Origin of the sequence: Pseudomonas sp. JZ114, assembly GCF_051027705.1 — a bacterium.
Taxonomy (GTDB): domain Bacteria; phylum Pseudomonadota; class Gammaproteobacteria; order Pseudomonadales; family Pseudomonadaceae; genus Chryseomonas; species Chryseomonas luteola.
Genome location: NZ_CP069256.1, coordinates 16,949 through 29,802, shown reverse-complemented (window position 1 = coordinate 29,802; position 12,854 = coordinate 16,949). Strand labels below are relative to the sequence as shown.

Below are 12,854 nucleotides of genomic sequence, written 5' to 3'. Positions count from 1 at the left end.
CAGCAGGTCTCTTAATAAAGCTATCCAGAGGACGCAATGCTCTAATCAGGACGCCGCTAGCTGCTGTCTGAGTTCATGCAATACCGGGCCGCTCTCCGGCCGTATGCCGCGCCAAAGGTAAAATGCTTCGGCAGCCTGCTCAACTAGCATACCCAGACCATCCAGGGCTTGTACTGCGCCGTGTGTGGTTGACCAACAACAGAAGGGCGTTGGCTCCTTGCTGTACATCATGTCGTAAGTAACGGTTACCCCAGCGCGGACCAGGGCAGGGGTGATAGGGGGAACATCGCCGGAAAGGCTGGCAGCAGTGCCATTGACGATCAGGTCGAACGGCTCCGCCTCAAGGTTGAACGCTGCCGCCTCGATCATTCCCAGCGCTGCAAATTCACGCGCCAGTTGTATGGCCTTGCTCTCGGTCCGATTGGCAATGACCAGAGCGGCAGGCCGCTCCGCCAGGATAGGCTCCAACACGCCACGTACGGCACCACCAGCGCCCAGGATGAGGATACGCTTGCCAGTCAGGGACAGGCCTGCATTGACCGTCAGATCACGAACCAGTCCGGCACCGTCAGTGTTGTCACCCAGAAAGGTCCCGTCTTTCCGCTTCTTTAGCGTATTGACCGCACCGGCACGTCGGGCACGCTCAGTCAGCTCATCGGCAAATCGAAAGGCATCCTCTTTGAACGGGACCGTCACATTAGCGCCTGCCGCATTGGCAAAAAACTCACGCGCGCTGCGCTCGAACTCGCCAAGCGGCGCAAGCCAAGTGTCGTAGCGCATGGCCTGTCCTGTCTGCTCGGCAAAGCGGCTATGAATGGCAGGCGACTTGCTATGGGCGACAGGGTTGCCAATGACGGCATAACGGTCCATGAGATGTCCTTGAAGCAAAGATCAATGGGTCGGTATCAGGTATCAGCCAACCAGTCACGGTCGGTCAGGAAGTACTCGGTCAAACGAGCCTCTTCGCTACCGGGCGCCGGCTTCCAGTCATATCCCCAACGCACGATGGGTGGCAGGGACATCAGGATCGACTCGGTACGGCCTCCCGATTGCAGACCGAACAGGGTGCCGCGGTCATAGACCAGGTTGAACTCCACGTAGCGGCCGCGACGATAGGCCTGGAACTCGCGCTGTGCTTCGGTAAAAGGCTCGTTCCGACGACGCTGTACAATCGGCAGGTAGGCGTTCAGGTAGGCATCGCCAATAGCCCGCAGAAAGGCAAAGCTGGTCTCGAAGTCCCACTCGTTCAGATCATCGAAGAACAGGCCACCGATTCCACGCGGCTCGTTGCGATGCTTGATCTGGAAGTAACGATCACACCAGGCTTTGTAACGCGGGTAGACGTCTTCACCGAATGGCGCACAGGCATCCCGTGCCACCCGGTGCCAGTGGATACAGTCTTCCTCGTTACCATAATAAGGCGTCAGATCCAGACCGCCACCAAACCACCAGACCGGTTCTTCACCGTCTTTTTCAGCGATGAAGAAACGCACATTGGCGTGGGAGGTGGGTACATTCGGGTTTTCAGGGTGGATCACCAGCGAGACGCCCATGGCCTCGAAACTACGACCTGCCAGCTCAGGACGATGGGCGCTGGCCGAAGGCGGCATGCTGTCGCCGTGGACATGAGAAAAGTTCACACCGCCTTTTTCGATGACGGCACCTTCACCAATCACACGCGTACGACCACCGCCGCCGGTAGGGCGTGTCCAGGCCTCCTCCATGAACCGGGCATGACCATCCTCCGCTTCCAAGGACTGGCAGATGCGATCCTGTAGATCGAGCAGGTATGCCTTTACGGCTTCGATTCGGTCTTTCACGGTCATCACCTGGAGTAGGGCAGGGTAAAGAAAGTCCTGAATCATACCACCGGAGGGTGCTTTGCCGGTTGACGCAGGCCTCTGCAAGGGATTGGATTAAGGTTCAGCCACTATTCTTACAAGGAAATCCCCATGGCAAAACGTATCCAGTTCAGCCGCACCGGCGGCCCGGAAGTGCTCGAATATGTCGATTTCACACCTGCCGAACCAGGGCCGAACGAGGTACGTGTCCGCAATGAGGCCATTGGACTCAACTTTATCGATACCTACTACCGGGGCGGCCTGTATCCCCTTGGTACTTTGCCATCCGGGCTGGGCAGTGAAGGCGCAGGGATTGTCGAGGCCATCGGCAGTGGCGTAACGCGGTTCAAGGTTGGAGATCGGGTTGCCTATGCCACCGGCCCGCTGGGCGCCTATGCCGAAGTCCACACCCTGCCGGAGCGTAATCTGGTTCACCTGCCTGCAAGCGTCAGCTTTGAGCAGGCGGCAGCGGTCATGCTCAAGGGGCTGACCGTCCAGTACCTGCTGCGCCAGACCTATCGTGTCGAAGCGGGCGAAACCATCCTGTTTCATGCCGCTGCGGGCGGCGTCGGCTCCCTGGCCTGTCAGTGGGCAAAATCGCTGGGTGTGCGCGTGATCGGCACGGTGGGCTCTGCGGCCAAGGCCGAACATGCCCGTCGCCTGGGCGCCTGGGAGACAATCAATTACAAGGAAGAGGATATCGCCAAGCGAGTCCTTGAGCTGACCAATGGCAGGAAGTGTCCGGTCGTTTATGACAGTGTCGGCAAGGATACCTGGGAGGCGTCGCTGGATTGCATCTCACCGCGTGGCCTGATGGTCAGTTTTGGAAATTCGTCTGGCGCTGTGACAGGGGTCAACCTGGCGATCTTGAACCAGAAAGGCTCGCTGTTTGTCACACGTCCGTCCCTGGCAGGCTATGCCGATACGCCAGAACGGCTGCAATCCATGGCAGACGAACTCTTCGGCCTGGTCGCCAACGGTACGCTCAAGATCGAGATCAACCAACGCTACCCGTTATCCGAAGCCGCCCAGGCGCAACGTGCCTTGGCAGGCCGTGAAACAACGGGGTCAACCGTTCTGATCCTGGAACGGTCATAATTGCAGGAAAGGAGGCAAGCCTGGCTTGCCTCCTCCGTAGTACCGCTGATTTGGAGCCTGTGTCGATCGTATGCCTCATCAAGCCCTCCTCGCTGCGATCCTCGACAGCGCTACGGATTACGCCATCATTACCACGGACCTGGACGGGCGACTGACCAGCTGGAATGCCGGTGCCCAGACGCTGTTCGGCTGGAGCGAGGCCGAGGCAGTCGGGAAGACCGTCGAGTTCCTGCTCAACGCCGAAGACCTCATCGGTCCCATTCTTCATCAGGAACGGCAAACGGCCCGAGCGAAAGGTCATGTGAACAGCCAGCGCTGGTATGTACGCCGCGACGGCACGCAGTTCTGGGGAAGTGCGCGAACCGTACCGCTCATGAAAGACGACCTTCATCTCGGCTTTCTGCTGACCCTGCGGGATCGAACCCAATCCCTGCATACCGAGCGCGACCGCGATCATCTGACTGACACGCTCAGCCGCCGCGTGACCCAGCTCAAGGCATTGGCCGAAGCAACGCGGGCGATTACCTCGGCGCCCGACATGAAAACCACCGTGGACGCCATTACCGAGCAGGCCCGCCTGATCGTTGGGGCTCACCAATCCGTAGTCAGCATGACCCAGGGTGAAGACTGGAGCCAATCCATCACCAGCGTGTCGCTTTCCGAGAAATACGCGAAGTGGCGCCATCTCGACGCCCTGCCCAGCGGCGGTGGCATCTATGCCATGGTCTGCGAGACCAATCAGCCCGTGCGCATGACCCAGGCCGAGTTGGAAGCGCATACGCGCTGGAAGAACTTTGGCACCTATGTCAATGAACATCCACCCATGCGCGGTTGGCTGGCGGTCCCGTTGATCAGCCATCAGGGCACCAATCTGGGTCTGATCCAGCTTTCGGATAAGTTCACGGGTGAGTTCGATGAGGCGGACGAAGCCATTGTGGTGCAGTTGGCGCAGTTCGCGTCGGTCGCCATCGAAAAGGCCAGGGCACAGGATCAACTTCACCAAAGCCAAGCCCGGCTACAGCTCGAAAGTGGCTTGCTGACTAGCGTCCTGGAGCAGGCCCCTCTGGGTATTTCCATCTCCGAAGCGGGCACCGGGCGCTCATTGATGCTGAACAAGCAGATTCAGAACCAGCTTGGCATTACACCGGGCGGGGAGAGTCTGCATCGCTACAAGCATCTGGGAGCGGTTCATTCTGATGGCCGACCCTATGCCATTGAGGACTACCCGACGGTACGAGCGCTTTCCTCTGGAAATCCCATACCACCGGAGCCCATGATCTATCGGCGCGCGGACGGGACCGTTCGCACATTTGAAGTTTCCAGCGCGCCCGTGCGTAATTCCGAAGGCGAGGTCATCGCCTCGGTGACTGTTTCCATCGATATCGAAGATCGGCTTCAGGCTGAAGCCACTCTGCAGGACCGTACCAACCGCTTGTCCACGTTGATCAACCAGGCTGCGGTCGGTATCTGCCAGACGGACCTCAACGGCACGATCGTGCTCGTCAATGCACGCTACTGCGAGATTCTCGGGCGCTCCGAAGAAGAGTTGATCGGCAGTAATGTCGATGCACTGACGCATCCGTCAGATCGCCAGACCAGCAAGGTGCTGACCCAGCAGATGTTCAAGACGGGGGAGTCCTATCTGGTCGACAAGCGCTATATGCGGCCGGATGGCTCCCATGTCTGGACCAGCTTGCACGTCTCGCTGGCCCACGACGCAGAGGGCATGCCTCAGTATGTCAGTGCCGTGGTTGTGGACATTACCCAACGCAAGCAGGCCGAAGCGTCGCTGCACCTGTCCAACCAGCGGTTCCGCGCCGCGGTCGATGCGGTTCAGGGGGTGCTGTGGACCAATAACGCCAAGGGCCGCATGATTGGAGAACAGCCAGCCTGGAGTGCTCTGACGGGCCAGACGTATGAGGAATATCAGGGCACGGGCTGGACCCGCGCGCTGCATCCCGAAGATGCGCCTCGCTCGCTCAAGCGGTGGCGTGCTGCTCTACGTGGACGCAAGACCTTTCACGACGAACAACGCGTGCGTTGCCAGAACGGCAAGTGGCGGATCTTTTCGGTCCGGGCGATCCCGGTCATTGAAGAGGGCGTCATTGTCGAATGGGTAGGCGTACACACAGACATCACCGAGATTCGCCAGGTCGAGCAGCGTTTGCGCCAGCTGAACGAAACCCTGGAGCAACGGGTTGCCGAACGAACCGCCGAACGCGACCGCACCTGGGCACTGTCTGACGATCTCTTGGGTGTGTTCGCGCGTGAGCGCTGGCAAAGCCTGAACCCGGCCTGGACGCGCCAGCTGGGCTGGTCCCAATCGGAGCTGCTGGCATTTGAGCCTTCCCGTCTCGAGTATCCCGACGATCCATCGCCCACACAGCATTTTCGACAGCTCCCGATCGGCGAGACGATCAATGGCCTTCGCAGCCGCTACCGAGCCCGCTCAGGCGAATGGCATTGGATCGATTGGAAGGCCACGGCCGATAAGGATGGACAGGTTTATGTCTTTGCGCGGGATGTCACAGCTGAAGTGGAGGCGGCGGTCATGCTCAAGCAGACCGAGGAAGCCCTACGCCAGTCGCAGAAGATGGAAGCGGTCGGGCAACTCACCGGCGGTATTGCCCATGACTTTAATAACCTGCTGACTGGCATTATTGGTTCGCTTGAAATCATGAAACGCCGAATTGGCAGCCAGCAGCTTCAAGGGCTGGAGCGCTACATGGAGGCCGCCAGTGTCTCGGCTCATCGTGCTGCCACATTGACGCAGCGCCTGCTGGCCTTTGCTCGTCGCCAGACACTCGATCCTCAGCCCATCGATCTGAATGCCCTCGTCACTTCGCTGGAAGATCTGGTCCGGCGAACCCTCGGCGAGCACATCGAAATCATCACCCAGCTGCATCCCCATCTCTGGCATGCCCTGTCGGATACCAACCAGCTGGAAAACGCCCTGTTGAACCTGGTCATCAACGCGCGCGACGCAATGCCTGACGGGGGCACTTTGGTACTCAAGACAGGTCATTTTTTCAATGAGGCAACCCATCCGCTGGAAGATCTGAATCCAGGTCACTACGTCACGCTAACAGTACGGGACAGCGGTACCGGTATGAGTCCGGAGGTCGTAGCCAAGGCCTTCGACCCGTTCTTTACTACCAAGCCCATCGGGCAGGGCACAGGCCTGGGTCTGTCGATGATCTATGGTTTCGTCAAACAGTCCGGCGGCCATGTCACCTTGCAAAGCGAAGTAGGGCAAGGCACAACGATTACCCTGTATTTCCCCCGTGCACTTCAAGCCGAGTCTCTGGATCAAGAGGAAGTCGAAGCAGTCGTAGCGCCAGGAAACGGCGAGTCCATTCTGGTCGTGGGTGATGACTCGGCCGTTCGCCTGCTCGTGGTCGAAGTACTCAATGAGTTGGGGTACGCGGCCCAGGATACTCACCATGCACATGAGGCCCTGGCTATCCTGGAATCCGACGCGCCGGTGGATCTACTGATTACCGATGTAGGGCTACCCGGCATGAGCGGTACGCAACTGGCCGAGCGGGCACGAGCGTCACGTCCGACATTGAAGATTCTCTTCATGACCGGCTATGCGGGCGAAGCCGTCCAGCCCAAGGGTAGTCTGACCGAAGGTACCGACATAATCGGCAAGCCTTTCCTGATCGATGAGCTGGCCAACCGGGTCCGTCATATGCTTGTTGACGAACCCCAGAGCTGACTATTTAGCCATAGAGGTCAGCTCTACTATCAGGGACGAAAGACCTGACCTGTTTCCAGATCGCGGATAACGCTGGGGCTTCTGCGACCACCCAGCGCACCGCCCAGCACGGCGTCCAGCTCTCCGGAAAAATACTGCTCAACCTTAAGCCGTGAACGGGCGGCCGGACGTCCCGCCGGGTTGGCGGAGGTAGAAATGATCGGGCCGCTCAAGGCACACAGTTCACGCACCAGAGGGTGGTCAGTCACACGCAACGCTACCGTTTGATGCACACCCGTCACCCAGCCCGGCAAGCGGTTCTGGTGCGGTACCAGCCAGGTATTGGGCCCTGGCCATGTGCTCGACAGTTTGTCCTTCCATTCCTTGGGCAGATCATGCAGCAGGAAATCGAACTGCCTGATGTTGTCGGCCACTACAATCAAACCCTTTTCCAGCGGGCGCTGCTTGATACGCAGCAACCGATAGACCGCAGCCGCATCCCAGGGATCACATCCCAGGCCCCAGACTGCCTCGGTCGGGTAGGCGATTACACCGCCGTGACGTATGACGTGAGCAGCATATTGAACGCGCCAGCAGCTGAGCATCGGTTCACTCCTGTCCATAAAAAGATCACGAGTTTAACCGAGACTGACCCGTCACGCTCGATAGACCCAAAGTCCATTTTCACGGGCCACACGGCCATCCAGCTCAAGCTCCGTCAGCTCGGCCAGCAAATGAGAAACCTCGTAACCGCTGAGCTGGGCAAGCGTCTCGCTGTTTTGGGGGGAAGCCCTCAGCACGTCCAGCAAAGGATGCGTTTCACGTGGAACATCTGCTGGTTCGGGCTCATTCATCAAGGGCAGGGACGACTGTCCAAACGGTGCCTGCCACCCTCTGAGCGATTCCAGAATATGTTCGATACTCTCGACCAGTTGCGCCCCCTCACGGACCAGCTGATGGCAGCCACGTGCGCCTGGATGGTGAATCGAGCCGGGAATGGCAAACACTTCACGTCCTTGCTCTGCTGCCAGCCGCGCTGTGATCAGGGAGCCACTCGAAGGACTCGCCTCGACCACCAGTACACCGAGTGATAACCCGCTGATGATACGGTTACGCCGCGGAAAGTTGGCGGCGTTGGGTGCTGCATCCAAGGGTAGCTCTGACACCAGCGCGCCACCGTGCTCGACAATACGACGAGCCAGGCTGATATGGCGACGAGGATAGAGTCGCTCAAGTCCTGTGCCCAATACGGCAATCGTAGCACCGCTGGCTTCCAGTGCACCTTCGTGAGCCGCTCCATCGACGCCGAGCGCAAGGCCGCTGGTTACGCAGAAACCTGCCGCCGCAAGGCTCTTGGAAAATCGGCGAGCGTTATCAAGCCCATAGGCACTCGCCTGGCGGCTGCCGACCAGGGCGAGCTGGGGCCGCTCCAACAGTTCCACGGCTCCCGCTACATAGAGCAGAGGTGGCGCCCCCTTGGTTTCGGCCAGTAATGCGGAATAGCGAGGATCATCCCAACACACCAAGTGGTGATGTTCACTTTCCAGCCAGGCGAGAGCATGGGCTGCACGTTCACGGGTTTCAGCGGTACGGCGGGCGTCTGCGCAGACGCCCGGAATACCCAATGCCTGCCAGGCGGAAGCCGGCGCACTGAGCGCTGCCGAAGCACTGCCAAAGGCATGAATCAGATGGTGAAAGCGGCGCGGACCAATCTCAGGGAGGTTATGCAGACGCAGGCGGGCTTCAAGCTCCGCCGGGGAAGAAAACGACATACGATCATCCTTGATCGTGGCGCACCCCTTGAAAGGCTGCGCCAGTGTGACTATTTAGGGATTACGGACCTTGTCCAGAACCGAGAGCTGACGAGTCGCATTCAGGACCAGGCCATAGCTGAGCTTGTCATAGGTGCGAAAGATCATCAGCAGACCAGAGCGCTCGTCGGGCACCTTGACGTTATCACCCGTTACCCGGTCGCGTACGGTTTCGCCGGTCTTGTAGACAGCCAGTACGTTGCCTTCGACCAGCCCGTCACGCATACCCTTGTTGATGATGACCACATCGAACTGGCCGATCTGGGTAACACCACGCGGAACATCAAGAATGATTCCGTTGATGTCCCTGTCGGGTGCACTGGGCATAAAGGTCGAGTTGACGACACGCTGCTCGGTGGGGAACAGGCGATCGCCCAGGCGAACCTCTTCATTGGAGCGGCTGAGCACCAGCGTGGTCATGTCGCCTTCAGAGGTCACCTTGTCGCCGCTACCGATATAATCGGCGTTGATGCCCAGAAATTCTTCAGTCTGGGGATCTTTATACGCTTTTCCCTGCCGATAAATACTGTAGGCAGGCTGGTCCTCGGTGAAGTGACCACGTGCGTAGACTCGATCACCGGCGCCACTGACAACACGCTCGGCATTGCCGGCCACGATATAGGGGGCGTTCCTGAATTGATTGGCATCATCGATCACACGGTTCGACAGCAGGAAGCTGTTGATGGCCTCCAGCGGAATCGTCGGTATCGCTTCGGCAATCGGTGTCGACCGGATGGTAGGCGACAGTTTGATCGTGCCACGGGACTCGCCACGGTTGAGCATCAGCCGAGGCTGCCCGTCCACGTAGACAAGACTCAGTCTATCGCCGGGATAGATCAAATGCGGGTTTTCGACCTGTGGGTTGGCATGCCATATTTCTGGCCACTGCCAGGGCTTGCTCAAAAATTTGCCGGAAATATCCCAAAGGGTATCGCCGCGCACCACCGTGTAACTGTCTGGATGCCCCTGGCGCAGCTGTACGTCGGCCTGCACCCAACTGCTAGCCGCCACCAGCAACAGGGCGAACAACGATTTCCTCATCCGGTGAATCCCTTTACTATGTGCAATATGCAAAAAAACCCTGAGGGAATACCCCAATCACTCCCTGGCGGGGCTGTTAAATCAACGCTGCTGCATCTTAGCAGTGCCTTTCGAATTTATTCCACACGTGCTTCACACACATCATGGCCCTTTTAAATATCCTAGAATTCCCTGATCCCCGCTTGCGTACTATCGCCAAGCCGGTTGCGGAGGTGGACGATGCCCTTCGTCAGGTGATCGATGACATGTTCGAAACCATGTACGAAGCACCTGGCATAGGATTGGCCGCTACCCAAGTCAATGTTCACAAGCAGCTGATCGTCATCGATATCAGTGAAGACAAGAGTCAGCCGCTCGTGTTCATCAACCCCAAACTGGAACCCCTGACCCAGGATCTGGGCGAGTACCAGGAAGGCTGCCTGTCCGTGCCGGGCTTCTATGAGAAAGTAGAGCGGCCCGAGCGCGTCAAGGTGAATGCCCTTGATCGTAACGGCGAGCCGTTCGAGATGATCTGTGAAGGTCTGCTGGCTGTGTGCATCCAGCATGAGGTCGACCACCTCAACGGTAAGCTGTTTGTGGATTATCTGTCCTCGCTCAAGCGTGACCGCATCAAGAAAAAGCTGGAAAAGCAGCACCGTATCCAGCAGAACGCCTGATTGCTCTGAAAAGGCCTGCAGCAGCAGGCCTTTTTCATTCTGGTGCCAAGACCTCTATCCTATGCAAGACTCGTCTTTATAGTAGCGAGCAGTTGCTGCCTTGTACTGATCCATGAGAGCCCCATGACTCAACCGTTACGTATTGTCTTTGCTGGTACACCAGAATTTGCCGCCCGCCATCTGCATGCCTTGTTAAGGGTAGGCTACTCGATAGCCGCCGTGTATACACAACCTGACCGTCCAGCCGGACGAGGGCAGAAACTGGCGATGAGTCCCGTCAAGCAGCTGGCGGAATCTCACAATATTCCGGTGTATCAACCTCAGACGCTACGCAACGCTGATGCACAGGCAGAGCTTGCAGCCCTTAAGCCTGATCTGCTGATCGTCGTAGCCTATGGGTTGATTCTGCCTCAAGCTGTCCTGGATATTCCGCGCCTGGGCTGCATTAACAGCCATGCCTCGCTGTTGCCTCGCTGGCGAGGGGCTGCGCCAATTCAACGTGCCATCGAAGCGGGCGATACCGAAACGGGCGTCACGGTCATGCGGATGGAAGCGGGCCTGGATACCGGTCCCATGCTGAGCAAGGTAAGCACACCGATTACCGCCGAGGACTCTGGTGGCAGCTTACATGATCGTCTCGCCTTACTCGGCGCAGAAGCGGTTGTCGAAGCCATTCCTGCGCTGGCAGCCGGTACGTTGCCAGACAAGCTGCAAGATGATGCCTTGGCAACCTACGCTCATAAGCTTAATAAGGAAGAAGCCAAGCTGGACTGGAGTCGTCCTGCTGTCGATCTGGAACGGCTGATTCGTGCCTTCAACCCATGGCCGTTATGCCATAGCACCTTGGCGGGAGAGGGCGTGAAAATCTACGCAGCAACAGTGGTAGACGGTAACGGACAGCCAGGTGAGATTCTGGAGGCCAGCCGTGAAGGCTTACGAGTTGCCTGTGGTGAAGGCGCGTTGCTGTTAACGCGTATACAGTTTCCTGGCGGTAAACCGCTCGCGTTTGCTGACTTGCTCAATGCCCGCCGTGAGCGCTTTGCCGAAGGTCAGGTACTTGGCTTATGAGTCTTAATCCCCGTCTTGCTGCGGCTCGGGCACTGGCTGCCGTACTGGCAGGCCGCGCCTCGCTGGGCAGCAGCCTGCCAGCTCAACAGGACAAGGTTGATCCACGAGATCGGGCGCTGGTGCAGGAGCTAGCTTTTGGCACCGCTCGCTGGCAACCCCGGTTGGCTCTGTTGGCCGAGAAGCTGTTACAAAAACCGTTCAAGGCAGCGGACCGCGACGTGGAAGCGCTGCTGCTGGTTGGTCTGTATCAGCTTTTTTACACCCGCGTGCCTGCCCATGCAGCTTTAGGTGAAACAGTAGGCTGCGCGGACAAGCTTAAAAAGCCTTGGGCAAAAAGCCTGCTCAATGCAGTGCTGCGCCGTGCCCAGCGCGAAGGCGAAGATCTGCTGGCAGGTCTTGAGCGTGATCCGGCGGCCCGGCTGTCGCATCCGCGCTGGTTACAGAAAGAACTCAAGGCCCGCTGGCCGGAGCAGTGGGAAGCGATCTGCCACGCCAACAATTTGCATCCGCCGCTTATGCTGCGGGTAAACCATCGCCTGGGAACGCGCGATGCCTACCTGGCTGAACTGGTCGCCGCAGGTGTTGAGGCCGAAGCCTGCGCCTACAGCGAGGACGGTATTCGCCTGGTGGTCGCTCAGGACGTTAAAACCCTGCCGGGATTTGCCGAGGGACGCGTCAGCGTTCAGGATGAAGCTGCGCAGCTGTCAGCCCTGCTACTGGAGCTGGCCCCGGGTCAACGTGTCCTGGATGCCTGCTGCGCACCGGGCGGCAAGACGTGCCACATCCTTGAGCGGGAAGAGCGCTTGGCCGAAGTTGTGGCTATCGATGCCGAAGAGGCGCGTCTCGCCCGAGTACGTGAAAACCTCAGCCGCCTCAATCTTTCTGCCACCTTGATTGCGGCGGACGGCCGCGCAGTAGATAACTGGTGGGACGGCAAACCGTTCCAGCGTATTCTGCTCGACGCACCCTGTTCAGCCACAGGCGTCATCCGTCGTCATCCCGACATCAAGCTCACCCGCAAGCCCGAAGACATCCCAGCCCTGGCCCAACTGCAGGCCGAACTCCTGGATGCACTCTGGCCCACGCTGGAGGTGGGAGGCATTCTGCTGTACGCCACGTGCTCGGTAATGCCGGTCGAAAATACCGCCAACATCGGCGCGTTTCTAGCCCGAACACCGGGTGCTCGAGAGCTGGATATTCCAGCCCCCTGGGGAATCAAACAGCCCCACGGGCGGCAGCTACTTCCTCAGGAAAATGGCCACGACGGGTTCTACTACGCCAAGCTGATCAAGATCGCCAAATAAGAGGAAATGCCCATGCTCGAATCATTGGAAAAGATGTTGGCCAAAGGCATGGATAACCCCATGTTGCGTTTCGGGCTGGGCAAGGGCTATCTGGATGCCGGAAATGCCGCGCAGGCCGCTATACACCTTCAACGCTGCGTAGAGCAGGATGCCACTTATTCGGCCGCCTGGAAGCTGCTCGGCAAGGCCTTGGAACAGCAGGGAGACAGTGAAGGTGCCCGCGCGGCCTGGCAGTCAGGCCTGACTGCTGCGCAGACCAAGGGCGATAAGCAGTCGGAAAAGGAAATGACGGTTTTCCTGAAGCGTCTGGACAAGAAGAAGGGCTAAGCCAACGC

General features: G+C 58.7%; 11 protein-coding genes. 6 read left to right on the top strand and 5 right to left on the bottom strand.

What is annotated here, in order from left to right:
- Nucleotides 1–45 precede the first annotated feature (45 nt).
- Nucleotides 46–870: a shikimate dehydrogenase gene (gene aroE / locus JQR90_RS00145; protein WP_010796367.1), complete on the bottom strand. Its 825-nt coding sequence runs from the start codon at nucleotides 868–870 to the stop codon at nucleotides 46–48.
- A gap of 35 nt (nucleotides 871–905) precedes the next feature.
- On the bottom strand, nucleotides 906–1,820 hold the full coding sequence (gene hemF / locus JQR90_RS00140) for an oxygen-dependent coproporphyrinogen oxidase (protein WP_112297975.1): 915 nt from the start codon (nucleotides 1,818–1,820) through the stop codon (nucleotides 906–908).
- Nucleotides 1,821–1,952: 132 nt separating this feature from the next.
- On the opposite strand from hemF, the gene JQR90_RS00135 reads away from it, so the two are divergent.
- Nucleotides 1,953–2,939 (top strand): NADPH:quinone reductase, encoded by a 987-nt coding sequence (locus tag JQR90_RS00135; RefSeq protein ID WP_010796365.1) that lies wholly within the window; start codon nucleotides 1,953–1,955, stop codon nucleotides 2,937–2,939.
- A gap of 70 nt (nucleotides 2,940–3,009) precedes the next feature.
- A complete protein-coding gene (locus JQR90_RS00130) occupies nucleotides 3,010–6,660 on the top strand; it encodes a PAS domain S-box protein (RefSeq protein ID WP_112297935.1) in 3,651 nt (1,216 codons plus the stop codon).
- Between the two features lie 29 nt (nucleotides 6,661–6,689).
- Here JQR90_RS00130 and JQR90_RS00125 read toward each other — a convergent pair whose 3' ends face one another.
- From JQR90_RS00125 to JQR90_RS00115, 3 genes are read right to left on the bottom strand one after another with little or no spacing between them, the layout of a single operon-like run.
- A complete protein-coding gene (locus tag JQR90_RS00125; RefSeq protein WP_010796363.1) occupies nucleotides 6,690–7,244 on the bottom strand; it encodes an L-threonylcarbamoyladenylate synthase in 555 nt (184 codons plus the stop codon).
- Nucleotides 7,245–7,295: 51 nt separating this feature from the next.
- Nucleotides 7,296–8,411 carry a DNA-processing protein DprA gene (dprA, locus tag JQR90_RS00120; RefSeq protein WP_010796362.1) on the bottom strand — a complete coding sequence of 372 codons (1,116 nt, stop codon included), beginning with the start codon at nucleotides 8,409–8,411 and terminating at the stop codon, nucleotides 7,296–7,298.
- Between the two features lie 54 nt (nucleotides 8,412–8,465).
- Nucleotides 8,466–9,491: a LysM peptidoglycan-binding domain-containing protein gene (locus JQR90_RS00115; RefSeq protein ID WP_010796361.1), complete on the bottom strand. Its 1,026-nt coding sequence runs from the start codon at nucleotides 9,489–9,491 to the stop codon at nucleotides 8,466–8,468.
- 143 nt (nucleotides 9,492–9,634) lie between these two features.
- On the opposite strand from JQR90_RS00115, the gene def reads away from it, so the two are divergent.
- The 4 genes from def (at nucleotide 9,635) to JQR90_RS00095 (ending at nucleotide 12,846) form a co-directional block, all read left to right on the top strand.
- Complete coding sequence (gene def, locus JQR90_RS00110) at nucleotides 9,635–10,147, top strand: peptide deformylase (protein WP_010796360.1); 513 nt, start codon at nucleotides 9,635–9,637, stop codon at nucleotides 10,145–10,147.
- Nucleotides 10,148–10,270: 123 nt separating this feature from the next.
- Nucleotides 10,271–11,215 carry a methionyl-tRNA formyltransferase gene (fmt, locus tag JQR90_RS00105; RefSeq protein ID WP_010796359.1) on the top strand — a complete coding sequence of 315 codons (945 nt, stop codon included), beginning with the start codon at nucleotides 10,271–10,273 and terminating at the stop codon, nucleotides 11,213–11,215.
- A complete protein-coding gene (rsmB, locus tag JQR90_RS00100; protein WP_112297934.1) occupies nucleotides 11,212–12,519 on the top strand; it encodes a 16S rRNA (cytosine(967)-C(5))-methyltransferase RsmB in 1,308 nt (435 codons plus the stop codon). The genes fmt and rsmB overlap by 4 nt, the downstream gene beginning before the upstream one ends.
- Before the next feature lie 12 nt (nucleotides 12,520–12,531).
- Nucleotides 12,532–12,846, top strand: a complete 315-nt coding sequence (locus JQR90_RS00095) for a tetratricopeptide repeat protein (RefSeq protein ID WP_010796357.1) — start codon at nucleotides 12,532–12,534, stop codon at nucleotides 12,844–12,846.
- Nucleotides 12,847–12,854 lie beyond the last annotated feature (8 nt).